At 73.4% G+C, this 23,264-nt stretch carries 21 protein-coding genes; 6 read left to right on the top strand and 15 right to left on the bottom strand.

Annotated elements, in window-relative coordinates; genetic code table 11:
• Window positions 1-172: 172 nt before the first annotated feature.
• Window positions 173-982, top strand: a complete 810-nt coding sequence (locus tag DER29_RS28920; RefSeq protein WP_088999461.1) for a metal-dependent hydrolase — start codon at window positions 173-175, stop codon at window positions 980-982.
• A gap of 18 nt (window positions 983-1,000) precedes the next feature.
• Here DER29_RS28920 and DER29_RS35655 read toward each other — a convergent pair whose 3' ends face one another.
• The 4 genes from DER29_RS35655 to DER29_RS28900 form a co-directional block, all read right to left on the bottom strand.
• Window positions 1,001-1,504 (bottom strand): hypothetical protein, encoded by a 504-nt coding sequence (locus DER29_RS35655; protein ID WP_233600201.1) that lies wholly within the window; start codon window positions 1,502-1,504, stop codon window positions 1,001-1,003.
• 318 nt (window positions 1,505-1,822) lie between these two features.
• Window positions 1,823-2,350, bottom strand: a complete 528-nt coding sequence (locus tag DER29_RS28910; protein ID WP_121400789.1) for a hypothetical protein — start codon at window positions 2,348-2,350, stop codon at window positions 1,823-1,825.
• Window positions 2,351-2,459: 109 nt separating this feature from the next.
• Window positions 2,460-3,053 (bottom strand): NTP transferase domain-containing protein, encoded by a 594-nt coding sequence (locus DER29_RS28905; protein ID WP_121400788.1) that lies wholly within the window; start codon window positions 3,051-3,053, stop codon window positions 2,460-2,462.
• Window positions 3,054-3,247: 194 nt separating this feature from the next.
• Window positions 3,248-4,060 carry an NAD(P)H-binding protein gene (locus DER29_RS28900; RefSeq protein WP_121400787.1) on the bottom strand — a complete coding sequence of 271 codons (813 nt, stop codon included), beginning with the start codon at window positions 4,058-4,060 and terminating at the stop codon, window positions 3,248-3,250.
• Window positions 4,061-4,140: 80 nt separating this feature from the next.
• On the opposite strand from DER29_RS28900, the gene DER29_RS28895 reads away from it, so the two are divergent.
• Complete coding sequence (locus DER29_RS28895) at window positions 4,141-4,554, top strand: helix-turn-helix domain-containing protein (protein WP_121400786.1); 414 nt, start codon at window positions 4,141-4,143, stop codon at window positions 4,552-4,554.
• Between the two features lie 15 nt (window positions 4,555-4,569).
• On the opposite strand, the gene DER29_RS28890 is transcribed toward DER29_RS28895, so the two are convergent.
• A complete protein-coding gene (locus DER29_RS28890) occupies window positions 4,570-6,243 on the bottom strand; it encodes a bifunctional 3'-5' exonuclease/DNA polymerase (protein WP_370040740.1) in 1,674 nt (557 codons plus the stop codon).
• 159 nt (window positions 6,244-6,402) lie between these two features.
• On the opposite strand from DER29_RS28890, the gene DER29_RS28885 reads away from it, so the two are divergent.
• Together DER29_RS28885 and DER29_RS28880 are read left to right on the top strand one after the other, a co-directional pair.
• The gene (locus tag DER29_RS28885) at window positions 6,403-8,199 is read left to right on the top strand and encodes an ABC transporter ATP-binding protein (RefSeq protein WP_121400784.1); all 1,797 of its coding nucleotides are present in this window, start codon (window positions 6,403-6,405) and stop codon (window positions 8,197-8,199) included.
• Window positions 8,196-9,926, top strand: coding sequence for an ABC transporter ATP-binding protein (locus DER29_RS28880; RefSeq protein WP_121400783.1), 1,731 nt, complete (start codon window positions 8,196-8,198; stop codon window positions 9,924-9,926). The genes DER29_RS28885 and DER29_RS28880 overlap by 4 nt, the downstream gene beginning before the upstream one ends.
• Before the next feature lie 10 nt (window positions 9,927-9,936).
• Here DER29_RS28880 and DER29_RS28875 read toward each other — a convergent pair whose 3' ends face one another.
• The 5 genes from DER29_RS28875 to DER29_RS28855 are packed head-to-tail and all read right to left on the bottom strand — an operon-like array spanning window position 9,937 to window position 14,962.
• Window positions 9,937-10,863 carry a carbohydrate ABC transporter permease gene (locus tag DER29_RS28875; protein WP_121400782.1) on the bottom strand — a complete coding sequence of 309 codons (927 nt, stop codon included), beginning with the start codon at window positions 10,861-10,863 and terminating at the stop codon, window positions 9,937-9,939.
• Entirely contained in the window at window positions 10,863-11,771 is a 909-nt protein-coding gene (locus DER29_RS28870; protein WP_121400781.1) for a carbohydrate ABC transporter permease, read from the bottom strand. Before DER29_RS28870 ends, DER29_RS28875 begins: the two co-directional genes overlap by 1 nt.
• Before the next feature lie 20 nt (window positions 11,772-11,791).
• Window positions 11,792-13,228, bottom strand: a complete 1,437-nt coding sequence (ngcE, locus tag DER29_RS28865) for an N-acetylglucosamine/diacetylchitobiose ABC transporter substrate-binding protein (protein WP_121400780.1) — start codon at window positions 13,226-13,228, stop codon at window positions 11,792-11,794.
• Between the two features lie 25 nt (window positions 13,229-13,253).
• Window positions 13,254-14,003: a sugar isomerase domain-containing protein gene (locus DER29_RS28860; protein ID WP_121400779.1), complete on the bottom strand. Its 750-nt coding sequence runs from the start codon at window positions 14,001-14,003 to the stop codon at window positions 13,254-13,256.
• Entirely contained in the window at window positions 14,000-14,962 is a 963-nt protein-coding gene (locus DER29_RS28855) for a MurR/RpiR family transcriptional regulator (protein ID WP_121400778.1), read from the bottom strand. Before DER29_RS28855 ends, DER29_RS28860 begins: the two co-directional genes overlap by 4 nt.
• A gap of 191 nt (window positions 14,963-15,153) precedes the next feature.
• On the opposite strand from DER29_RS28855, the gene DER29_RS28850 reads away from it, so the two are divergent.
• The gene (locus DER29_RS28850; protein ID WP_121400777.1) at window positions 15,154-16,140 is read left to right on the top strand and encodes an N-acetylglucosamine kinase; all 987 of its coding nucleotides are present in this window, start codon (window positions 15,154-15,156) and stop codon (window positions 16,138-16,140) included.
• 326 nt (window positions 16,141-16,466) lie between these two features.
• On the opposite strand, the gene DER29_RS28845 is transcribed toward DER29_RS28850, so the two are convergent.
• The 3 genes from DER29_RS28845 to ngcE (DER29_RS28835) all read right to left on the bottom strand — a co-directional run bounded on the left by DER29_RS28845 (window position 16,467) and on the right by ngcE (DER29_RS28835) (window position 19,764).
• Complete coding sequence (locus DER29_RS28845) at window positions 16,467-17,303, bottom strand: carbohydrate ABC transporter permease (RefSeq protein WP_121400939.1); 837 nt, start codon at window positions 17,301-17,303, stop codon at window positions 16,467-16,469.
• 62 nt (window positions 17,304-17,365) lie between these two features.
• Window positions 17,366-18,274, bottom strand: a complete 909-nt coding sequence (locus DER29_RS28840) for a carbohydrate ABC transporter permease (protein ID WP_101411517.1) — start codon at window positions 18,272-18,274, stop codon at window positions 17,366-17,368.
• Window positions 18,275-18,345: 71 nt separating this feature from the next.
• Window positions 18,346-19,764 carry an N-acetylglucosamine/diacetylchitobiose ABC transporter substrate-binding protein gene (gene ngcE / locus DER29_RS28835; protein WP_121400776.1) on the bottom strand — a complete coding sequence of 473 codons (1,419 nt, stop codon included), beginning with the start codon at window positions 19,762-19,764 and terminating at the stop codon, window positions 18,346-18,348.
• Window positions 19,765-19,959: 195 nt separating this feature from the next.
• Between ngcE (DER29_RS28835) and DER29_RS28830 the strand changes: the two genes are divergently transcribed.
• Entirely contained in the window at window positions 19,960-21,498 is a 1,539-nt protein-coding gene (locus DER29_RS28830) for an acyltransferase (RefSeq protein ID WP_121400775.1), read from the top strand.
• On the opposite strand, the gene DER29_RS28825 is transcribed toward DER29_RS28830, so the two are convergent.
• Window positions 21,470-22,960 carry a CoA-acylating methylmalonate-semialdehyde dehydrogenase gene (locus DER29_RS28825; RefSeq protein WP_121400938.1) on the bottom strand — a complete coding sequence of 497 codons (1,491 nt, stop codon included), beginning with the start codon at window positions 22,958-22,960 and terminating at the stop codon, window positions 21,470-21,472. The genes DER29_RS28830 and DER29_RS28825 overlap by 29 nt on opposite strands.
• 17 nt (window positions 22,961-22,977) lie before the next feature.
• Complete coding sequence (locus DER29_RS34300; RefSeq protein ID WP_158619089.1) at window positions 22,978-23,130, bottom strand: hypothetical protein; 153 nt, start codon at window positions 23,128-23,130, stop codon at window positions 22,978-22,980.
• Between the last annotated feature and the right edge of the window lie 134 nt (window positions 23,131-23,264).

Below are 23,264 nucleotides of genomic sequence, written 5' to 3'. Positions count from 1 at the left end.
GACGGCCCCGTCCGCCGCCCGGCGACGGCATAATTCCTGCCGATACGGCAGCGCCACCCACTCCTCCCCGCCACCGTCCCCGGTGGACCGTCCGGGCGATGCCCCTGCGGAGCGCCGGCGAACTACAGTGGCGTAGTTTGGCGCTCAAGATCCCTGGGGAGGGTGAGCAGACATGATGGGACCGTCCCACGCGCTGTCCGGCGCGGCGGTGTGGCTGGCCGGGTCCTGGGCGCTGCAACAGTTCGCCGACTACCACCAGTCGCCGCTGGAACTCGCCGTCGGCACCGCGGTCTGCGCCGGTGGGGCGCTCTTCCCCGACCTCGACCTGTCCGGCAAGGTGACCCGCAACCAGGGCGGGGCGACCGTCGCCCGCACCTTCGGCGTGTTCTCGCTCTTCATCGCCGAGGTGATGGAAAAGGTCTCGCTCGGGGTCTACTACGCGACGAAACTCAGCAAGGATCCGCGCCGCAACAACGGTCACCGGACGTTGACCCACACCATCCCGTTCACCCTGCTGGTCGGCTGGGGCACCACCACGCTCTGCGCCGCGTACGGCAAGTGGGCCGTCATCGGCATCCTGTTCTTCATGTTCGGCCTGGCGCTGCGCGGCCTGTTCGACAAGTGGGCGGAGCGCGCCGGCTGGGTCATCGTCACCCTCGCGTCGGCCGCCGCCGCCTGGTACACCTTCGCCAACCTGCCCGGCGGCCGGGGCTACCCGCTGATCGGCACCGCCGTGGGGGTGGGCTGCTTCGTGCACATCCTCGGCGACATGATCACCCGGGCCGGGGTGCCCATCCTCTGGCCCATCCCGATCAAGCGTCGGATGTGGACGCCGATCGGGCTGCCGAACAAGATCGCCCTGCGGGCCGGCGGCAAGACCGAGGTGGTCGTCGTCCGGACCGTGCTGACCGCGATCTCGGTGCTCGCGGCGGCCGGGCTGGTCGCCCCGTCGGTGCTGCAACGCTTCAACATCGACGTCTGACGGCCTTTCGGCGCCCGGTCAGCCCAGCGCCTCGGCGGCCCAGCGGGCGAGCAGCTCCAGCACGGGCCGGCGGCCCGCCATCATCTCCGTCTCGTCGCGGGCGTCGTAGGTCTGGCTGATGGCGCAGCGGCCGAGCCGACCGAGCATCATCGGCGCCAGCCAGAAGTACTTGGCCGCCCCCGTGAGCCGGACGGCCCGGGCCACCTCCTCCGGCGCGACGGCGCCGCGCAGCCCCTCGGCGTAGCGGTCGACCACGGCGGCGGCCACCTCGTCGAGCAGCGCGACGGCGACCGGGTGCTCCCACGGCACCGGCGCGGCCACGGGCCGGCTCAGCGTGTAGTCGCGCAACCAGTCGCGCGCCAGCCAGTCCGGCGGCCGACGACCGGGCGACAGCTCCCGTGCCTCGGGGTCGCCGAGCCGGCGGGCGTGCCCGACGCCGAGCCGGAAGGCCACCTCGCCGAGGTCGGCGGGCGTGCAGGCGATGCCCCGCCGACCGTCCGCCTCGGACAGCCACAGCGCCACCGAGCCGTCCGGCCGGTCGTCGACCGCCAGCGGCGTCGGCGCGGCCAGCCCGGCGTCGGCGTACGCGGCGGTGGCCAGGCCGCTGCGGTACGCCTCGACCTCGCGCCGCCAGTAGTTCCAGTGCCCCGGATCGTCGCTGCCGGCCCAGTGTGCCGGGCCGGGGCGGCCGGGCGGGCGGGGTGAGAAGTTTCAGCACGGCCGACCGCCCGTCCCGGCGGGTGCGCCAGATGCCGCCGGTCACCCCGTTGAGCGTGTTGTGGGTGAGCTGCTCGGCCGGCGCGTCGACGGGGACCAGGTCGGTCGGCGGTCGGGACGCGGTCACGGGGCCTCGGGACCGCCGGGACGGGCCACCGGGGAGGCGGACGGAGCGAGCGTGACCGGCGAGCCGGGGCGGCTCCAGCGGGCCAGCCACCCGGTCGCCGCCCGTGTCCCCCGCACCACGGCCGCGTGGGCCACCACCGGGCAGAGCGCGACCGCCGTCGTGAGGAACCAGGCCAGCGCCGCGTCGGCGACGACCGCCCCGGTGACCGTCGCAATGCCGGCGACGTACAGGCCGACGAGGAACACGGCCACCCCGCAGGCCGCCAGCGTGCGGGCGAGCGCGCCACGGCGGGCGAGGGCGACGTCGCCGATGACGACCGCCGGCACCACCACGAGCAGCACCAGGACGGCACCCGGCAGGGCGGCCTCCAGCACCATGAAGGGCCTGGCCGGTGGCCCGCCCGGGCCGGCGTCGGCGACCAGGGCCAACGCGAGCCGCGCCAAGAGGCCGACCCACCCCTCGGCGACGTACACCAGCCAGGCGGCGACCGCCCCGGCGACGTGCCGGATCAACGTTCCGATCATCGGCGGGCCTCCCCGTTGCCGGCGGGCCACGGCCGACCGGCGTCGCGCGCGGCGACGGGTGCCGCGCCCCGCCGACGCTAGCGGAGGGAGCAGCGGCCGTGGGGGCGGGTCAGACGCCGACGCGCTGGGGTGGGACGGTCAGCCCGTAGAGCGCCATCAGTTCCGGGGTGTCGACCCGGCTGCCGTCGGCCACCGAGTCGCAGGAGATGTCGACGATCTGGTCCTTGTGCGCGAGCAGGTAGGGCCGGGCGCCCACGTCGGCGCTGGCCAGGGTGGCGATGCCGGACCAGTGCCGGCGTCCGAACAGCATCGGGTAGCCGCGCAGCCCGTCGTAGGTGGCGCAGACCAGCACGTCGGGGTACGGCAGCGCGACCACCCGACGCACGGCGGTGGCGGTCAGGCCGGGCATGTCGACCGGCACCACCACGACCGCCTCGATGCCCTCGTCGTCGAGCGCGGCCAGGCCGGCCCGGATGGACGAGCCGACGCCGGTCCCCCACGCCCGGTTGATCACCACCGTGGCCCGGCTCAGGTCCGCCGTCTCGCGGACCTGGTCGGCCGCGGCGCCGAGCACGACCACGATCCGCTCGCAGCCCGCCTCGGTCATCGTGTCGATCATCTGGTTCACCAGGGGCTTCTCCCCCTGGTGCAGCAGCGCCTCGGGACCGCCGATGCGGCGCCCCCCGCCCGCGGCGATGATCATTCCTGCGATCCGGTTCAGCTGGGCCCCCTCCACCGTGGAGCGGGCCGTGGCGCGAGGACACGGCCCGCTCCGTCGTACGGACATCGGGAGCAACGAGGACAAGGCGGACCGGGTAGCGGGGCGAAAAGGGAAAATAGTGCAACTGTTACCGGCGCGGAACCGCACCGCCTCGCCGTCACGGGCTGTGCGTACGGTCAGGACGGCGCCTCGGCGGCGGCCACCGCGACCGGCATCGGGTCGCGGCGCGGACGCGACAGCAGGCGCGCCAGGTCCCCGTCAGTCCGCGCGAGGAAGCCGGCCGCCGTGGCGGAGTAGATCGACATGAGCATGGCCGGCTGGAACGGCAGCAGGCCCGGGCCCGCCAGGGCGGCCCGCCGCTCGCCCAACGACACCGGGCGGTAGGGCACGCCCAACTCGGCGGCCAGACCGGCCGCGGTGAGCGCGACGGGCCCGGTCAGCTCGTACGTGCGGCCACGGTGGGCGGCGGGATCGGCGGCCACCCGCACGGCGGCGTCGGCCAGATCCTGTCGGGCCACGGCGGCCAGCGCTCCCGTGCCGAACGGGGCCGTGACCGCGCCGTCGACCGGGGCGGCCAGCTGACCGAACAGCTCGGCGTAGAGCCCGTTGCGCAGGATCGTCCAGCCCAGCCGGCTCTCCCGCAGCCGACGCTCCGTCCACCGGTGCGCGAGCGCGAAGGCCAGGTGGTCGCCGGCGCCGACCAGGCTCGTGTAGACCACGTGCGCCACCCCGTGCCGCTCCGCGGATGCGATCACCCGGTCGTGGCGGGCGAGGACGACGTCGTCCTCGCCGTAGCCGGCGGAGACCAGCACCAGCACGCGTACGCCCGCCAGGTCCGGCCCCGCCAGGTCGTCGAAGTCCACGACCCGCCCGACGGCGCCGAAGCGACCGGGGGTACGGGTGCCGGCGAGCGGGGCCAGGCCCCGCTCGACCAGCCCGGCGTGGATGAGCGAACCCAGGTGCCCGGAGGCACCGGTGACCAGCAGCATGAGGGAGCCTTTCGGTGGTACCGAATCGGAACTAACCTCATCGTCGGAAACCACGGCAGCGGCCACAAGGAGGCACTTCGATGTCGGCAGGGCACACGGCGGTAACCGACGCGCTCGCGCCCTGCGGCCTGCCGGAGCATCCGGACTGCGGCATCCGCGACGTGCTCGACCGCATCGGCGACAAGTGGTCGGTGCTCGCGATCGTCGAACTCTCCTCCGGCGTCCGCCGGTTCCGGGAGCTGCAACGGGCCATCCACGGCATCTCGCAGCGGATGCTCACCCTGACCCTGCGCCGCCTGGAGCGCGACGGCCTGGTGCTGCGCACCGCGTACCCGACCGTCCCGGTGACCGTGACCTACGAGCTGACCGAGCGCGGCAGGAGCCTGACCCACCTGGTGCGGCAGTTGGCCGACTGGTCGCTGGCGCACAAGGACGCCATCGCCGAGTCGCGGCACGCGTGGGACGCCGCCAACCCCGGATCCGGCGTCTCCTGACCCGGGCGGGAGCCGTCACGCCGCGTCGGCGTAGCAGTCCACGATGGACAGGTCCAGCGGGAAACGGACCGGGGTGTCGCCGAAGAGCAGCGCGGCGGCCTGCGCACCGCACCGGGTGACAGCGTCGGCGACCGCGTCGGCCCGCTCCGCCGGGCAGTGCACGATCACCTCGTCGTGCTGGAAGAAGACCAGCTCGCCGCCGGCGTCGGCGAGCCGGCCGCGCAGCGTCGCCAGCAGGGTCGAGGCCCACTCGGCGGCGGTGGCCTGGATGACGAAGTTGCGGGTGAACCGGCCCCGGGAGCGGGCCGCCCGCGCCCGCGGCGACTGCGGGTCGCCGCCGCCGTCGGGGAGGTCGGCCTCGGCGTCGCCGAACCCGGCCGTGCCGGGCGGGCAGGTGCGCCCCAGCCAGGAGCGGACCAGCCCGCCGGCCTCCCCCGTGCGGGCGGCCGCCTCCACGTAGCCGAAGGCCGTCGGGTAGTTGCGCCGCAGCACCGCCAGCGCCGGCACCGCCGCCCCGCCGGTCTGCCCGTACATCGCGCCGAGCAGCGCCACCTTGGCCCGGGGCCGGTCGCCGCCGAAGGCGTCCTGGGCGAGGGCGGCGTAGAGGTCGCCGGCACCACCGGCGGCGGCGAGCCGGGCGTCGCCGGAGACCGCGGCGAGCACCCTCGGCTCCAGCTGGCCGGCGTCGGCGACCACGAACCGCCAGCCCGGATCGGCCACCACCGCCCGCCGGATCACCTTGGGGATCTGCAACGCGCCGCCGCCCCGGGTTGCCCAGCGGCCGGAAACGACCCCGCCCGGGACGTACTCCGGCTGGAACCGGCCGTCGCGCACCCAGGCGTCGCGCCAGGCCCAGCCGTGCGCCGTCCAGATCCGGTAGAGCTCCTTGTATTCCAGGACCAGCGGCACCGCCGGGTGGTCCACCCCGCGCAGCACCCAGGCCCGGGTGTTGGGCAGGTCCACCCCGGCCCGGGCGAACGCCCGCAGCAGCTCCGCCGGGGAGTCGGTGTGCAGCTGGCGTACGCCGAACGCGTCGGCGATCCGCGCGGCCAGCTCGGCCAGCCGGCGCGGCGGGCCGCCCACCGGCGACGGCTCGCCGAGCAGCTCGGCGAGGATCTCGTCGTGCACGTCGGCCCGCCAGGGCAGCCCGGCGGCTCCCATCTCCACGGCGATCAGCGCGCCGGCCGACTCGGCGGCGACCAGCAGCCGGAACCGGCCGGGATGCTCGGTCGCGGCGATCCGGGCGAGCTGGTCGGCGTAGACGCGGGCCAGTGCCTCGACGCCGGGGCCCGCCGGGCCGGGCAGGGCGTCGAAGAGCGCGCCCTGCCCGTGGCCGGGCGGCGCGGCCGGACGGGGTGGCGGGTCGGGCGGCACCGGCGCGCCGGTCAGCCGGGCCCAGGCCGCCGCGAACGAGCGGGGCTCGCCCCAGCGGCCGGCGTGGCCGAGCAGCAGGGCCTCGGTCAGCTCGACGTCGTGGCAGCGCTCGACCCGCACCCCGGCGCGCAGCAGCGCCGGGTAGACGCTCGCGCCGGAGGCCCACACCCAGCGCGGCCGGTCCGCCGCCTCGCGCGCCGCGACGGCCGCGGCCAGGTCGCCGACCGGCCGCACCGGGCCGACGGGCAGCCCGGCGGCGTCGAGGGATTGCAGCGCTCCCCCGCCCCGCTCGTCCGAGACCACCGCCACCAGCACGGATGCGATTCTGCCTCGCCCCTGCGACACTTCACGCGCCGGCCACCCGCCGCGCCCCGGGCCGGGCGGGTCGGCCGCGACCGCCGGCGACGAGACGTCGGCCGGCGGTTCGGCGGAAACGGGGCGGTGCGACGGTGGCCGGCTCGTTAGCGTAGGCCGGTGCCACCACGGATCCCCCATCCCGAGCCCGGCACTCCGGACGTCCGGGGCCCGTTGCGGTACCTGTGGTGGCTGGTCCGCTCCCAGCCGTGGCGGGTGCTGCGCGGCAGCCTGTTCGGCGCGGCCTGGATGACCGCCCTGTCGGTCCGGCCCTACCTGATCTCCCGCGCCGTGGACGACGGACTGCGCACCGGCGACACCCGGGCCCTGGCCCAGTGGGTGGCGGCGATCGTCGTCGCCGGCGTGGCGCTGTCCTGGCTGGGCATCATGCGGCACCGCACGATGACCTTCATCCGGGAGGACGCGAAGGCGCGCTCCGCCGCCGTGGTGCTCCGCCAGCTGTCCCGGGTCGGCGCCGTGCTGCCGCGCCGGGCCGCGGCGGGCGAGGTGGCCACGGTCGGCGGCACCGACATCGACCGGGTGGCGCAGGTGATGACGGTGACCGGGCCCGGCGTCGGCGCGGTGGTCGCGTACCTGGTCGTCGCCGTCGTGCTCTGGTCGATCTCGCCCCTGCTCGCGCTCTGCGTGCTGGTGGGTGTGCCGGCGGTCGTCCTGGTCGTCGCCCCCCTGCTGCGCCGGCTAGAGCGGGCGGAGTCGGTCTACCGGCAGCAGCAGGGTGAGCTGACCGCCCGGTCGGGCGACATCGTGGCCGGGCTGCGGGTGCTCGCCGGGGTGGGCGGCCGGGGCCTGTTCGCCCACCGGTACGCGGCCCGCTCCCGGGACCTGCTCGTCGAGGGATACCGGGTCGGCGCCGTGAACAGCTGGATCGACGCGGCGACGGTGGCCATACCCGGGCTGTTCCTCGCGGCGGTGGTGTGGCTGTCGGCCCGGATGACGGTCACCGGCGACATCAGCGTCGGGGAACTGGTCGCCGTCTACGGCTACGTCGCGACACTCGTCGTGCCGGTCTGGTTCCTGCTGGAGGGCGGCCACCAGCTGATCCGGGGCCGGGTCGCGGCCCGCCGGATCGTCGCCCTGCTCGCCGTCACGCCGGACGACGTCGGCGGGCCGCGCGACACACCCACCCGTGCCGGCGCGGCGACGGTTCCCGGCAGCCGGCAGCCGGCCGGCCCCGCCGCCCCGGTCCCGGCCCCCGGCGGCCCCGCCGACCTGCACGACCGGTCGAGCGGGCTGACCGTCCGGGCCGGCCGCCTGACCGCGGTGGCCGCCGCCGACCCGGCCGACGCCCTCGCCTTGGCCGACCGGCTCGGCCGGTACACCGTCAGCGACGCCACCTGGGGCGGCGTGCCGCTGACCGGCGTCGGGCTGGAGCAGGTGCGGGCCCGCATCCTGGTCGCCGACCACGACGCCTACCTGTTCGCCGGGGCACTGCGGGAGGTGCTGCGCGGGGCCCGGCCCGACGGTTACCGCGAGCGGATCGCCGCCGCCCTGCACGCCGCGTCGGCCGAGGACGTCGTCGACGCCCTGCCGCGCGGGCTCGACACCCCGCTGGACACCCGCGCCCGCTCCCTCTCCGGCGGCCAGCGGCAACGGATCCGGCTGGCCCGGGCGTTGCTCGCCGAGCCGGAGGTGCTGATCCTCGTCGAGCCGACCTCGGCGGTGGACGCGCACACCGAGGCGCGGATCGCCGAGCGGCTGCGCCGAGCGCGGGCCGGGCGGACCACGGTCGTGCTCACCACCTCGCCGCTGCTGCTGGGGCGGGCCGACGAGGTCGCGCACCTGGTCGCGGGGCGGGTCGCCGCCACCGGCACCCACGCCGACCTGCTCGACCGGGACCCGGGCTACCGGCGGCTCGTGGCCCGTGGCGACGCCGACGCCGAGCGGGCGCTGCGGTGAGCGGGCTGCCGGTCGCCGACCGGGCCACCGTGCGCCGGGCGACACGCGGGCTGATCGCCCGGGACCGGCGCGCCGTCGCGGTCGTGCTGGCGCTGCACGCCATCGCCACGGTCGCCGGGCTCGCCCCGCCGTGGCTGCTCGGCACCATCGTCGACCGGGTGTCCGCCGGGGCCGGGGTCGCCACCGTCGACCGGCTCGCCCTGGCGATCGGCGGGGCCGTGCTGGTCCAGACGCTGCTGTCGCGCTACGCGCGGTACGCCGGCCACCGCTTCGGCGAGCGCGCCGTGGCCCGGCTGCGCGAGGAGTTCGTCGAGCGGACGCTGAACCTGCCCGTCGGCGTCGTCGAGCGCGCCGGCTCAGGGGACCTGGCGACCCGCAGCTCGGTCGACGTGGCGACGGTCGGCACCACCGTCCGGGACGTCGTGCCCACCATCGTCATCGCCTCGGTGCAGCTGGCGCTGCTGTTCGGCGCGGTGTTCCTGCTGCACCCGCTGCTCGGGCTGGCCGCGCTCACCGGGCTACCGACGATCGCGCTGGTGACCCGGTGGTACCTGCGGCGCGCCAGCCCGGCGTACCTGGCCGAGGGGGCGGCCGCCGCCGAGCTGACCGAGACGCTGACGACCACCGCGGAGGGCACCCGTACGGTCGAGGCGTTGCGCCTCGCCGACGAACGCATCGGGCACGGCACCGCGCGCATCGCCCGGGTCTGGGGCGCCCGGCGGGCGACCCTGGCGCTGCGCACCGTGTTCTTCACCGTGGTGGAGGCCAGCTACCCGCTGCCCGTGGCCGCGCTGCTGCTGGTCGGTGGGCTCCTGCTCACGCGGGGCGAGGTGTCCCTCGGCGCGGTGGTCACCGCCACGCTCTACCTGCAGCAGGCGATCGAGCCGCTGGACCGGATCCTCCAGTGGACGGAGCAGGCACAGCGCGGCTTCGCCTCGTTCGCCCGGGTGCTCGGCGTCGGCCAGGTGCCGCCGGAGCGGCCGGGCCGGGCCGCCGTGCCGGTGGACGAGCGGCTGGTCGTCCGGGGAGCCCGGTTCGCGTACGGCGGCGGACCCGACGTGCTGCACGGCATCGACCTCGAGGTGCGGCCCGGCGAGCGGTTGGCGCTCGTCGGGCCGTCGGGGGCCGGGAAGTCCACCCTGGCGCGGCTGCTCGCCGGGATCGACGCGCCCCGGGAGGGGGTCGTCAGCGTCGGCGGCTGCCCCGTGACCGACCTGCACCCGGCCGAGCGCCGGCGGCGCATCGCCCTGGTCACCCAGGAGCACCACGTCTTCATCGGCTCGCTACGCGACAACCTCGCGTTCGCCGCCCCGGACGCCTCCGACGACCGGATGCGCGCGGCGCTGGCCACGGTCGGCGCCGACTGGTACGCCCGCCTGCCCGACGGCCTCGACACCCCCCTCGGCGACGGGGCGCACCAGCTCGGGGCGGCCGAGGCCCAGCAGCTCGCGCTGGCCCGGCTGGTGCTCGCCGACCCGCACACGCTGATCCTCGACGAGGCGACCGCCGCTCTCGACCCGACCACCGCCCGGCGCACCGAGCGGGCCCTGGCCGCCCTGCTGACCGGACGGACGGTCATCGCGATCGCGCACCGCCTCAACACCGCCCACGACGCCGACCGGGTGGCGGTGCTGGAGGGGGGCCGGATCACCGAGCTCGGCAGTCACGACGAGCTGGTCCGGGCCGACGGCCCGTACGCCGCCCTGTGGCGTTCCTGGCACCCCTGACCCGCCCGGTCTACTTCACCGCCCCGGAGGTGAGACCGGACTGGATCTGGCGCTGGAAGATCGCGTACACGACGATCATCGGGAGGATGGCGATGGTCAGGGCGGCGAAGAGGCCGGACCAGTCCGCCTCGTAGCCGGCGTTCACCGAGATGTCCGCGATGCCCTGGGTGAGCACCCACTTGTCCTTGGCGTTGGAGAGCAGTACGAGCGGCAGCTGGTACTGCCCCCACTGGCCGATGATGTTGAAGATCCCGACGCTGATCAGGCCCGGCTTCGCCATCGGCATCATCACCTGGAAGAAGAGCCGGGTGTGCGAGCAGCCGTCGATCATCCCCGCCTCGGCGACCGACGACGGCAGCGTCTTGAAGAACGCGGCCAGGAAGAACACCGTGAACGGCAGCGAGTAGGCGATGTAGACCAGCACCACCCCGGTGTGGGTGTCCAGCAGTCCCAGGTTCTTCACCACGAAGAAGAGCGGTACGAGGGCCAGGAAGACCGGGAACGCGAGCCCCGAGACGAACAGGTAGTAGATCGCCCGGTTGCCCCAGAACTTGTAGCGCGCCAGCACGTACGCGGCCATCGAGCCGAGCAGCATGGTGCCGAAGGTGCTGCACGCCACCACGATCACGCTGTTGAGGAAGTAGCGCCCGACGTTGGCCTTGGTCCACGCCCGGGCGTAGTTCTCGAACCGCAGCTCCGCCGGCAGGGTCCACGGGCTGCTGAAGATCTCCGTGGTGTTCTTGAAGGAGGCGAGGAAGGTCCAGAGGATCGGCACGATCACGATCACCGCCCAGACCGCGAGCGCCACGTGCCCGAGGTTGGCGAGGAGCCGTACCTCCCGTCGGCCCCTGCCTCCGCGCCCACCCGCGGCGCCCGGCTTCACGGTCTTCGGCGGTAGCGCCGCCGGTGTCGGCGGCAGCGTCGTCTGCGGGTTCATCAGTACTCCACGCTTTCCCGCTTGGTCAGCCGCAGCGTCAACGCCGCGAACGTGAGGGTGAGGAAGAACAGCGCCACGCCCATTGCCGAGGCGTAGCCGTACTTCGAGTAGACGAAGGCGTTGCGGTAGATCTCCATCGCCAGGACGGTGGTCGCGCCGTCCGGGCCGCCGCCGTCCACCGAGAGCACCGAGACGATGGCGAACGCGTCGAACGCGGCGATGCCCAGGTAGACCCAGGCGACCTGGAGGGTGTCCCAGAGCAGCGGCAGGGTGACCCGGAAGAAGAGCGTCACCCGGGTCGCGCCGTCCACCTCGGCGGCCTCGTAGATCTCACCGGGGATGGAGGCCATGCCCGCCGAGAAGAGCACCACGTAGAAGCCGACCGCCTGCCAGACCAGCACGCCGATGATCGACCAGAGCGCCAGGTTCGGCCGGACCAGGAAGAGCACCGGGTCGAAGCCGAGCTTCATCAGCACGCCGTTGATCAGGCCGGACTCGTTGGGCCGGTAGACCATCTGGAACAGCACCGCGATGATGGCCACCGCCAGGACCTGGGGGAAGAAGAACACCACCCGGTAGAACTTCGACCCCCAGACCCCCTGGCGTTGCCCGCCGCTGCTCTTGCCGCCCACGTTGAGCAGGAACGAGAAGAACAGCGCGATGGCGATGGTGATCAGCGGCAGGGCAAGCAGCAGTACGCCGTGGTGCTGGACCGCCTTCCAGAAGTTGTCGTCGTCGAACAACCTCCGGAAGTTGTCGAAGCCCACCCACTGCGGGGCCGAGAGCCCTCGCCAGTTGGTCATCGAGATCTGGAACGCCTGCGCGTACGGCGCGATGACGAAGACCACGTACAGCGTGACCGGGAGGAAGAGGAACCCGATCACGAACGGATACTTGCCGTGCCGCATGATCCCTACGCTCCGATCGATCAGCGCTTGAACTTGGTGATGGAGCTGTCCTTCTTGATCGCGTCGGCGCGCTTCTGGATGCGCTCCGCGAAGGCGTCCGCCTTGATCCGGCCGAACATCAGCTCGTTGGTGGCCGTGCGGACCTCCGTGTCGAGCTCCTTGTACCAGCCGTCGAAGTAGATGTTGAACACGTCCTGGCCGGCGGCCTTGAGCGCGGCCTGCGAGCTGGCCACGCCGGGCGGGAAGGCGAAGCCCTCCGAGCCGGCGGTGACCACGGTCGGGGCCTTGACCACCTCGGTGAAGCCCTTCGCGCCGGCCACCGAGAGCATCTGGCGCATGTACTCCAGGCCGCCCTTGGGGTTCTTGCTCTTGGCCGAGACGAAGTAGCCCTCACCGGCGGTCGCCCGCAGCGCCGTCGCCGGCAGCTTGTCCGACGCGGACAGGCTCGGCACCGGCATGAGCTGGTAGTCGAAGCCGGCCGGGGTGTCCTTCTTCTGCTCGCCCTCCAGCCAGTCGCCGCTGGGGTAGAACGCCAGCTTGTACTGGTTCTGCCGCAGCTGCACGTCGGTGTGCTTGAGCCCCTCGAAGCTCTTGTCGACGTACTTGGCGCCGATCTCGGCCCACGCCTCGGCGGCCTGCTTGACCGCGTCCTGCTGCCAGGCGCCGTCCTCCAGGTTGTCGATGTTCTTCAGCACGTCCGTGCCGCCGATCTTCGCCGCGTGGGTGAGGATCACGTTCCACTGGTAGTACGCGGCGTTCGCCCCGGCGTAGCCGTACGGGGTGATGCCCTTGGCCTTGATCTTGTCGAGCAGGGCGGTGAACTCCGACCAGTCCTTGGCCGGCGCCCAGCCGTTGTCCTTGAACAGCTTGCCCGAGTACCAGATGCCGAAGACGGTGGAGACGTAGTACAGGACGTACGGCTTGCCGTTGAAGGATCCGACGTCGACGGTGCCCGGCACCACGGTGTCGCGGACCTTCTTGTTGGGGTCGTCGACCGACGGGGCGTCCCACAGCTCGGTGAGGTCCTGGAGCTGACCGTCGGCGACCAGGGCGCCGAAGTCCATCAGCTTCTCGCCGGAGTTGTTCACGAACTCCGGCGGGTTGCCCGAGGCGAACCGCGGCTGGAGCACCGTGGACACGGCCTGGGTCGACTGGTGCTTGACCTCGGCCTTCGGGAACGCCTTCTTGTACAGCGGCTGGTGCACGTCGGTGGCGTACTTCTCGCCGTAGCCACCGTTGAAGATGACCACCTCGATGGGGGCGTCCTCGGCGACGCCGAGCGGGTTGGTGGCGCTCTTGGTGCCGCCCTCGACCTGCTCGTTCTTCTCGTCGCCGCCGCTGGTCGCGCAGGCGCTCAGCAGGCCGGCGGCCGGGGTGGCGAGCAGGCCCACCGCGGCGGCCCGACGCAGCACGGTCCGGCGGCTCAGGTCGGCCGGGTTGTCGGGGGTAATCGACATCGTCGTCTCTCCTTGTGTGTTCGGGTCAGGCGGTGCGCCGGAGGCGCCCGGCGTACCGCGACTCGAGGGCGTGGTTGTGCTCGTCCCCGCCGGGGACGTTGGCGGAGAGGTAGATAGGGGGTACCTCCCCGGCCTGGTGGAACCGTCGTACGACCTCGGCGGTCAGCAGCTGCGCCAGCAGCGCCGCGGTGACCGAGGAGACCGCACAGACCGCGCCGCCGCCCTCGAGCGGCAGCAGTGCGTCGCCGTACGGTGCGCCGTTGTCCAGCACGACGTCGGCGAGGTCGGCGAGGCGCCGGCCGGACGGGTGCCGCGGGGCGACCCGTGCGGTGTGCGCGACCGAGGTGACCGCGATCAGCGGGTGACCGCGTCCGGTGACCAGCGTCGCCAGCTCGACCACCGAGCCGTTGATGCCGGACTGGGACGCCACCACGAACACGTCCTGCGGCTGCGGGGCCGCCAGCTCGTAGAGCTGGTGGGCGACGGCGGGGTCGCGCTCCAGCTTCGGGTCGGCGAGCACGTCGCGCGGGGCGTCGCCGTGCAGCACCAGGTCGTGCAGGGAGAGCCGGTTGGTGGGCACCAGCCCGCCGGCCCGGGCGACCAGTTCCGCGGCGAACGCCTCGGAGTGGCCGGCGCCGAACGCCTGGAGCACCCCGCCGGCGCGCAGGCTGGTGGCGATCAGGTCGGCGGCGGCGCCGATGCCGTCGGCACTGGCGTCGACGAGCCGGTCGAGCACCGGGCGGACGGCGTCGGCGTACCCCTGGGCGCTGATCATGCGGTGGCCCCCTTCGCGGCCTTGTGCCCGTCGACGGCCTGGGCGGTACGCCGGAAGGCCGCGTGGGCGCGGTCGTGGGTGCGCTGGGCGACGGCGATGTAGAGCAGGTCGAGCACGACCAGCTGCGGGTGCCGGGCGGAGAGCGCGTCGGGGCGGAAGGTGGTGGCCTGGCTGGCGGTGAGCAGCACGATGTCGGCCAGCTCCGCCAGCGGCGAGCGTGGGAACCCGGTCAGCGCCACGGTGGTCGCGCCCCGGCTGCCCGCCTCGGCGAGCATCTCGATGGTCTCCCGGGTCTGGCCGGTGTGCGAGATGCCGAGCGCCACGTCGCCCTGGCGCAGCAGGGCCGCACTGGCGAGGCCCTCGTGCACGTCGTTCCAGGCCCAGGCCGCCACCCCGATGCGGTGCAGGCTGAACTGCATCTCCTCGCCGACCAGGGCGCTGCCGCTGGCCCCGAAGATGTTCACCCGGGACGCCCCGGCGATGGCGACGGCGGCCCGTTCCACCTCGGCGAGGTCGAGCAACGCGGCGGTGTCGTGCATGGCGCGGGTGTCGGCGGCCATGATCTGGTCGAGCACCCGGGAGAGGGGGTCGCTCGGCTGGATCTCGCGGCCGATGTCGACGGTCCAGCCCGCCGAGCGGGCCCGGCCGGTCTCCGCGGCGATGCCGAGTCGCAGGTCGGCGTAGCCCTCGAAGCCCATCGCCCGGCAGAACCGGGTGATCGTCGCCGGGGAGGTGCCGCTGCGCTCGGCCAGCTCCACGATGGTCGCCCGGGCGGCGGCCTCGGGGTCGCTGAGCACGTGCTCGGCGACGCGGCGCAGTGCCCCCGTCAGCTCGCCCGCGCCGGCCCGGACCCGCGCCAGCACGCCGTCGGAGCCGACCCCGAGCGCACCCCGCCGGTCGACCGCGCCGGCATCGACCACCGCGGTCCCCGCGGAGGCGTCCACCTCGTGATCAACCATGGGGCACCTTTCCGAAAGGAGTGTTAACTGTTAGTGGTAAAAGTTCTTACTGAAGGCCCCTCCGTGTCAAGACCGTGGGCGAAGTTTTCAAACTGTTACCTGGCGCACAGCCCCGGAACCTGTCCGCCCCTTGCCCGCCGCCGCCGGGCCGACCAGCATGAACGCGGCCGTCGATCGAGGGGTGGGTGCGGATGTCCGACAGCGTCGTGGTCGGTCTCGACATCGGGGGTACGTCCACGCGGGCGACCGCCCTGGCTCTCGACGGGCGGCGGCTGGGCAGCGGCCGGGCGGGCGGCGGTAACCCCACCAGCCACGGTGCCGAACGAGCTGCGGGCGAACTCCTGGCCGCCCTGCGGGAGGCGCTCACCGACGTCGATCCCGCCCGGGTGCGTGGCGGCACGATCGGGCTGGCCGGGGCGGGCCGGCTGCTCGCCGATCCGGCGGGCCGGGAAGCCTTCGACCGGGCCTGGCGCGACGCCGGCCTGCGCTGCCCGTACACGGTGCACGGCGACGCGCTGGTCGCGTACGCCTCGGGCACCGCGAGCCCCGACGGCACGGTGCTGATCGCCGGCACCGGGGCGATCGCCGCCGCGGTCCGGGAGCTACGACTGGACCGGGTCGCCGACGGACACGGCTGGCTGCTCGGCGACGCGGGCTCGGGTTTCTGGCTCGGCCGGGAGGCGGTCCGCCGGCTGCTGGCCGACCTCGACCGGGGGCACGCGCCGGGCCGGCTGGCGGCCGGGGTGCTCACCGAGCTGCTCGGCTCCGCCGACGTGGCGGCCCGCCCCCGGGACACCGTCGACGCCCTGGTCCAGGCGGTGACCCGGCGGCCGCCCGTGGAACTGGCCCGGCTCGCGCCCCTCGTGGTCGCCGCCGCCGTCGACGGCGAGCCGGTCGCCCGGGGGCTGATCGACGAGGCCGCCGCGCACCTGGCGGAGAGCGCGGCGCGGATCCGACCCGCCGGCGACGGCTCCCCCATCGTCCTCGGCGGCGGCCTGCTGACCGGCGACACCCCGCTCGCCTCGGCGGTACGGGCGCAGGTCGGCCGGCAGTGGCCGGACGCGCCGCTGCACTCGGCGGGCGACGGCGCGGCTGCGGCGGCCTGGCTCGCCGCCCGGGACCTGCCCGAGGTGACGGATCCGCAGACCCTGCACGCCCTGCTGGTCCCGCCGGTCTGACGCTGCGCACGGGGCGGGCGAGGGGCTGCACAGGGCGCTCGGTTCGCCGCCACCGCCGTCGATCCGCACCCCGCCGCAGCGGCGAGGAGTGCCTCGCCCGGCGCTTTGGAGCTGAATCGTCCACGTCATCACGCGGTCGGCACCAGCACCGCGTGACATTCCCCCGCGCTCATCGCAGCGGACCGGACGACGCACCACCGCACCACCGTCTGGCGAATCGTCTACGACATCAGCTCGACAGCGCGCAGACCGCGATCGGCCGGACCAGCTCCGCACGCGCCGCGTCGCGCTGCCGAGCTGATCAGAACCGTCCAGTGCAGAAGGGGTCACTTGAGCTGGCCGGCGGTCAGGCCGGACTGGACCTGGCGCTGGAAGAGGATGTAGACCAGCAGCACCGGGACCACCGCGATGGTGAGGCCGGCGAAGAGCTGCGCGTAGTCGCCGGCGTAGCCCTGGTTGACTGAGAGCGCGGCGAGCCCCTGGGCGAGCACCCACTTGGACTCGTCGCCCTGCATGAGCACCTGGGGCAGCAGGAACTGGTTCCAGTGGCTGAGGAAGTTGAAGATCGCGACGCTGATCAGTCCCGGACGCGCCATCGGCAGCATCACCTGGAAGAAGAGCCGGAAGTGACCGCAGCCGTCGACCAGTGCCGCCTCCGCGACGGCGGTGGGCAGGGTGCGGAAGAAGGCGGTCAGGAAGAACACCGTGAACGGCAGCGAGTAGGCCGCGTAGACCAGGATCAGCCCGGTCCAGGTGCCGAACAGACCGGCGTTACGCACCACGAAGAACAGGGGCACGAGGGCGAGGAAGACGGGGAACATCAGGCCGCCGACGAACAGGTAGTAGACGACCTGCTTGCCCCGGAACTCGTAGCGCGCGAAGACGTACGCGGCGGTGGCGCCCATCAGCATGGTCAGGGTGACCGAACCGGCGACCACCACCAGGCTGTTGAGAAAGTACTGGCCGATGTGCGCACCGCTCCACGCTCGCGACCAGTTGTCGAAGCGCAGCGCGCCGGGCAGCGACCACGGGTCGGCCAGGATCTCCGCGTTGCTCTTGAACGAGCTGATGAACATCCAGAGCAGCGGCAGCACGGTCAGCGCGCCCCAGAACAGCAGGAAGCCGTGCGACAGCACGTTGGCGACGCCGAGTTCGCGGCGCATCGGGCGGTCGGCGGGGCCGGGAGGCTCGGGCAGCGCCACCGGGGCCGGCTTGTCCAGAGTCGTCACGAGTACTCGATCCTGTCTCGCTTGCTGGCCCGCAGCGCCAGCACCGCCACCGTGAGGGTCAGGAAGAACATCACCACGCCGATCGCCGAGGCGTAACCGAACTTGGTCTCGCTGCCGAACGCCGTGTCGTACATCCGCACGCCGATGACGTCGGTGGAGAAGTTGGGGCCGCCGTTGGTCATCAGCTGCACCAGGATGAAGCCGTCCAGCGCGAAGATGGCCAGGTAGACCCAGGCGACCTGGACGGTGTCCCACAGCAGCGGGATGGTCACCTTCCACAGCGTGGTCAGCCGGGAGGCGCCGTCGAGCATGACCGCCTCGTAGATCTCCTTCGGGATGGCCGACATGGCCGCGCCGAAGAGCACCACGTAGAAGCCGACGTTGCTCCAGATCATCACGGCGAGCACGCACCAGAAGGCGGTCCGCGGATCTCCCAGCCAGGTGGGCGCGCCCAGACCGACGCTGTTCAGGGCGCTGGTGAGCAGGCCCTTGTTCGGGTGGTAGACCTCCTTCCACAGCAGCGCGATGATCACGACCGAGAGCACCTGGGGGAAGAAGTAGACCGTGCGGTAGAACGACGAGCCGCGCACCCCGCTGACCCCCGCCCGCCCCTTGCGGCCGCCCATGTTGAGCATGGCGGCGAAGAAGAGGCCGAGCACGATCGTCAGCACCGGAACCAGCGCCAGCAGGATCGCGTTGTTCTTCAACGCGTTCCAGACGTAGTCGTCGTTCCACAGCGTCTTGAAATTCGCCAGCCCGACCGAGTTCGCGTCGGCCGAGTAGCCGAGCCAGTCGGTGGTGGAGATTTGGAACGCCTGTAGGTACGGCGACACGACGAAGATGACGTAGAGCAGCACCGGCGGCACCAGGAAGGTGACGATCAGCGGGTACTTGCCATGTCTCACGATGAGGTCCTACCTCTTCAGCGGCGGCCCGGTGGGGCGGGGTGGTCCACCCCGCCCCACCGGCCGGGGTGTCAGGCGGCCCGCTTGTACTTCTTGATCGAGCTGTCCTGGGCGATCGAGTCCGCGCCCTTCTGGCACTGGTCGAGGAACTCCGCGGGGCCGATCCGGCCGCTGAAGAACTCGCCGCACGCGGCGTCGACCAGGTTGCGCTCCAGCTTGCGGTAGTAGTTGTTGTAGACCCAGTTGAAGCCGTTGCTGCCGGAGGCCTCCAGCGCCTTCACCACCGTGTTCAGCCCGAACGGCAGCTCGACGCCCTCGCTGGCGCCGGCCACCACGGTCAGGCTGGAGACCTTCCTGGTGAAGTCCTGCGCGCCCTTCTTGGAGAGCATGACCCGGAAGAACTCCAGGCCACCGGCCAGGTTCTTGGCCTTCGCCGGGACCATGAACGGCTCGCCGGCGGTGCCCCGGACGGCCTCGAACGGCAGCTTGTCGCCGCTGCCCAGGCTCGGGGTCGGCTGGACGGTCATGTTGAACCCGGCCGGGGTGACGTCCTTCTGCTCGCTCTCCAGCCAGGAACCGCAGGAGATGAAGGCCGCCTTGCCCTGGCACCACGCGGTCTGCGACTGCTTGTGGTCGAGGCCGGGCGAGCCCTCGAGGATGTACTTGTCCTTGACGATCTGGTGCCAGGCGTCGGCCGCGGTCTTCATCGCGTCGGACTTCCAGGCGTTGGGCTCCAGGTTGTCGATCGCCGTGGCGACCGAGGGGCCGCCGAACTTGATCGCGGTGGAGATCAGCGGCCAGCTCATGTAGCGCGGGTGCAGGCCCGCGTACGTCCAGGGGGCGATGCCGGCGGCCTTGATCTGCTTGCACAGCGCGATGTGCTCGTCCCAGGTCTTGGCGTACTCCCACTTGCGCTCGCTGAAGAGCTTGGTGGAGTGCCAGATGCCGTAGACGGTGTAGGTGTAGTTCATCACCAGGAACTTGCCGTCGTACGAGCCGACCTCGACGGCGCCCGGCAGCAGGGTGTCCTTGACCGTCTTGCCCGGGATGTCGAGGCTCGGGGCGGCGAGCAGCTCGCCCAGGTCGGCGATGGCGTTCTGCGACACCAGGCCGTTGAAGTCGATCTGGTTGGCGCCGGAGTTGTTGACCACGTCCGGCGGGGTGTTGTCGACGAAGCGCGGCTGGAGGGTCTTCGCGATCTCCTGCGTCGCCGAGTGGTTGATCTTCGCCTTCGGGTACTTCTCGGTGTACATGGCCTCGTGGGCCTTCGCGTACTCCTCGCCGAAGCCGCCGTTGAAGATCACCACCTCGAGGGGCGCGTCCTCCTTGACACCGAGCGGGTTCTGCTCGCTCTTGGTGCCCTTGTAGGTGCCGGCGTCGCCCTTGTCGTCGTCACCGCCGCCCGTGGCGCAGCCGGTCAGCAGGCCGGCGGCGGGGGTGGCCAGAAGGCCGGCGGCGGCGGTGCGCCGCAGGATGTCACGCCTGTTCATGGTCTCTCCTCGGATCGGTCCGGGCGGTCGCCGGATGGGGGCTGGTGACCGCCACACGAGGCGCAGGGGGAATTTGTCTTCAGTTCGCAATGTGTTGCTGAAGAATTTCTACGGCAGGAGGGCGCGGACTTCAACCCCCGGGGACCGAACCGTTATCAGCAGCGGCCAGCCCACGCCTGACGTACTCTCGGTGCCATGCGCCGCCTGCGGCAACTCGCCGCGCGCACCCCCGCTGGTCGGCAACGTTACGTCGACCTGCTCCGGGCGCTCGCCATCGGCATGGTCGTTCTCGGCCACTGGGCCGTCGCCGCGATCGGCGAGGACGCCGCCGGCCGGCCGACGGGGCGCTCGGCGCTGCCCGACCTGCCGTGGGCGTACCCGCTCACCTGGGTCGCCCAGGTCATGCCGATCTTCTTCCTGGTCGGCGGGTACGCCAACGCCGCTTCGCTGACCGCCCGCCGGGCCGCCGGCGTCGACGCCACCGCGTGGCTGCTGGACCGGGGCGCCCGGCTGCTGCGCCCGACGACCGCGCTGCTGCTGGTGATCGCCGGCGGCGCCGCGCTCGCGTCGCTCGTCGGGGTCGGGGCGACGCTGGTGCGTACCGTCGCCTGGTTCGCCACGATCCCGCTCTGGTTCCTCGCCGCCTACCTGATCGTGGTGCCGCTGACCCCGGCGATGCACGCCCTGCACCGGCGCTTCGGCCTGCTCGTGCCGGCGGCGCTGGCCGCGCTTGTCGTCGCCGGCGACGTGGGGCGGGCGCTGGGCCCGGCCGAGCTGGCGCTGCCGAACTACGTCTTCGGTTGGCTGGCCGTGCACCAGCTCGGCATCGCCTGGCGCGACGGCGACGCCGGGCGTCACGACGCCCACCCCGCCGCGCGCCCCGCGTCCGGGCGGGACGGGCCCCCGCAGCGCCCCGGACCCGCGCGGAACCGGCAGCGCGCACGCCGGCTGCCGCCGTCCCGGCGCGCGGGCGCGGCGGCGCTGCTGGGCGGCCTGGCCGCGACGGTGCTGCTGACCACCGTCGGACCGTACCCGGTGAGCATGCTCAACGTGCCGGGCGAGCGCCTGGACAACGCCGCCCCGCCCAGCCTGGCCCTGCTCACCCTGACCGCCGCCCAGTTCGGGCTGATCCTGCTGCTGCGCGACCCTGCGGAGCGCTGGCTGCGCCGTCCCCGCCCCTGGCAGGCGGTGATCGCGGTGAACGCGGTCGTGCTCACCGTCTTCCTCTGGCACCTCACCGCCGCGATCCTGCTGGTCGGCGCGCTGGACGCGGCCGGGTGGCTGCCGACCCCGCCCGTGGGGTCGGCGGCCTGGCTGGCCTGGCGGGTGCCCTGGGTGCTGATGCTGACCGTGGTGCTGGCCGCCCTGGTCGCCGTCTTCGGCCCCGTCGAGGCCCGCACCGGTCGCGCCGGCAGCGCCGACCGCGGCGACAGCGGCGGGCGCCGCGGGGACGCCCGGCGGGCCGACAGCACCGGGCGCGCCGGGGGCGCAGGGCGGGCCGGCGACGGGGCCGCGTCGGGCCGCGCGCCGGCCGGCCGAGGGTGGCGGGCCACCACGCGCACCGCGCTCACCGCCGCCGGTTTCGCCGCCGTGGTGTACGCCCTGGTGGTCAACGCGGAGACGCCCAGGTCGGCGCCCGAACCGCTGGGCGTGCCGGCGCCGGCGCTGGTGGCGTACCTGGCCGGGGCCGGCACCCTGCGCCTGCTCAGGTCTGGGTGGGGAAGCCGAGGTTGACCCCGCCGTGCCGGGGGTCCAGCCAGCGGCTGGTGACCACCTTGCCCCGGGTGAAGAACCGCACCCCGTCCTCGCCGTGCGCGTGCAGGTCGCCGAAGAGCGAGGCCTTCCAGCCGCCGAAGGAGTAGTACGCCATCGGCACCGGGATCGGCACGTTGACGCCGACCATGCCGACCTCCACCTCGTGCTGGTAGCGCCGGGCCGCGCCGCCGTCGTTGGTGAAGATCGCCGTGCCGTTGCCGTACGGGTTGGCGTTGACCAGCTCCACCGCCTCCTCGTACGAGCCGACCCGCACGACGCCGAGCACCGGACCGAAGATCTCGTCCGTGTAGATCGACATGTCCGGGGTGACGCGGTCGAACAGCGTCGGGCCCAGCCAGAACCCGTTCGCGTCGCCGTCGGGCTCGACGTCGCGGCCGTCCACCACCGGCACCGCGCCAACGGCCACCCCCGCCTCGACGTACGACCGCACCCGGGCGGCGTGCGCGGCGGTGACCAGCGGGCCCATGTCGCAGCCACGCCGGCCGTCGCCGGTGCGCAGCCGGCGCATCCGCTCGGCGATCCGGGCGACCAGGGCATCGGCGACCGGCTCCACCGCGACCAGGGCCGAGATCGCCATGCACCGCTCCCCCGCCGAGCCGAAACCGGCGTTGACCGCCGCGTCGGCGGCCAGGTCCAGGTCGGCGTCGGGGAGCACCACCATGTGGTTCTTCGCCCCGCCCAACGCCTGCACCCGCTTGCCGGCGGCGGTGCCGCGCTGGTGGACGTGCCGGGCGACCGGGGTGGAGCCGACGAACGACACGGCCTTCACGCCGGGATGCTCCAGCAGCGCGTCCACGGCCTCGGCGTCGCCGTTGACGACGTTGAGCACCCCGTCGGGCAGGCCCGCCTCGGCGAACCACTCCGCCAGCAGCAGCGCCGCGCTCGGGTCCTTCTCGCTCGGCTTGAGCACCACCGCGTTGCCGCAGGCCACCGCGATGGGAAGGAACCACAGCGGCACCATCGCCGGGAAGTTGAACGGGGAGATCACCGCGACCACGCCGAGTGGCTGCCGCAGGCTGTACGAGTCGACCTCGGTGGAGACGTTCTCGCTGAACCCGCCGCGCAGCGCGGAGGGGATGCCGCAGGCGTACTCGATGATCTCCAGGCCGCGCTGCACCTCGCCGGCGGCGTCGGCGAGCACCTTGCCGTGCTCGGCGGTGATCACCTCGGCGAGCCGGTCCCGCCGCGCGTGCACCAGCTCCCGGAAGGCGAACAGCACGGCCGTCCGCCTGGCCAGCGAGGCGTCCCGCCAGAGCCGGGCCGCGCGCCCGGCGGCCTCCACCGCGACCGCGACGTCCGCCGCCGAGGCCAGCTCCACCCGGGCGGTACGCCGACCGGTCGCCGGGTCGAAGACGTCCCCGTGCCGACCGGACGAGCCACTGAACGGCTTGCCGTCGACGAAGTGGCCGATGACGTCCACGCCGTGCTCCGCCGCGCTCACGCCGCCACCTCCGCTCCACCGGACCGGATCGCCTCGACCAGGTTGCCCCGGCCGCAACCGGGGACCAGCTCGATCGGCTCGTCGTGATGGAGCGGCATCCGGGACGGGAGCACGGCCCGGTGCCGGGCCAGCAGATCGTCGGTGGTCATCGTCGCACCCTCTCAGCGGCGTTCGCGGTAACCGCACGCTGCCACCAGCCGGCGGCGGGGACAAGAGTCGTAGGGGGCGCGGCACCGGGGCCGCCCGTCGTCGCCCGGTCCGGTCGTTCGTCGCCGGCCCGCCC

Origin of the sequence: Micromonospora sp. M71_S20, from assembly GCF_003664255.1 — a bacterium.
Taxonomy (GTDB): Bacteria; Actinomycetota; Actinomycetes; order Mycobacteriales; family Micromonosporaceae; genus Micromonospora.
This window is presented reverse-complemented; position numbering and strand designations above follow the sequence as displayed.

Excerpts from the sequence above, each read along its gene's own strand:
- DER29_RS28905 (WP_121400788.1), bottom strand. The coding sequence starts at position 3,053 with ATGATCATCGCCGCGGGCGGGGGGCGCCGCATCGGCGGTCCCGAGGCG.
- DER29_RS28870 (WP_121400781.1), bottom strand. The coding sequence starts at position 11,771 with ATGCGGCACGGCAAGTATCCGTTCGTGATCGGGTTCCTCTTCCTCCCG.
- DER29_RS28845 (WP_121400939.1), bottom strand. The coding sequence starts at position 17,303 with ATGCGCCGCGAACTCGGCGTCGCCAACGTGCTGTCGCACGGCTTCCTG.
- DER29_RS28855 (WP_121400778.1), bottom strand. The coding sequence starts at position 14,962 with ATGGTTGATCACGAGGTGGACGCCTCCGCGGGGACCGCGGTGGTCGAT.
- DER29_RS34300 (WP_158619089.1), bottom strand. The coding sequence starts at position 23,130 with ATGACCACCGACGATCTGCTGGCCCGGCACCGGGCCGTGCTCCCGTCC.
- DER29_RS28910 (WP_121400789.1), bottom strand. The coding sequence starts at position 2,350 with ATGATCGGAACGTTGATCCGGCACGTCGCCGGGGCGGTCGCCGCCTGG.
- DER29_RS28895 (WP_121400786.1), top strand. The coding sequence starts at position 4,141 with ATGTCGGCAGGGCACACGGCGGTAACCGACGCGCTCGCGCCCTGCGGC.
- DER29_RS28920 (WP_088999461.1), top strand. The coding sequence starts at position 173 with ATGATGGGACCGTCCCACGCGCTGTCCGGCGCGGCGGTGTGGCTGGCC.
- DER29_RS28850 (WP_121400777.1), top strand. The coding sequence starts at position 15,154 with ATGTCCGACAGCGTCGTGGTCGGTCTCGACATCGGGGGTACGTCCACG.
- DER29_RS28900 (WP_121400787.1), bottom strand. The coding sequence starts at position 4,060 with ATGCTGCTGGTCACCGGTGCCTCCGGGCACCTGGGTTCGCTCATCCAC.
- DER29_RS28830 (WP_121400775.1), top strand. The coding sequence starts at position 19,960 with ATGCGCCGCCTGCGGCAACTCGCCGCGCGCACCCCCGCTGGTCGGCAA.
- ngcE (WP_121400776.1), bottom strand. The coding sequence starts at position 19,764 with ATGAACAGGCGTGACATCCTGCGGCGCACCGCCGCCGCCGGCCTTCTG.
- DER29_RS28875 (WP_121400782.1), bottom strand. The coding sequence starts at position 10,863 with ATGAACCCGCAGACGACGCTGCCGCCGACACCGGCGGCGCTACCGCCG.
- DER29_RS28860 (WP_121400779.1), bottom strand. The coding sequence starts at position 14,003 with ATGATCAGCGCCCAGGGGTACGCCGACGCCGTCCGCCCGGTGCTCGAC.
- ngcE (WP_121400780.1), bottom strand. The coding sequence starts at position 13,228 with ATGTCGATTACCCCCGACAACCCGGCCGACCTGAGCCGCCGGACCGTG.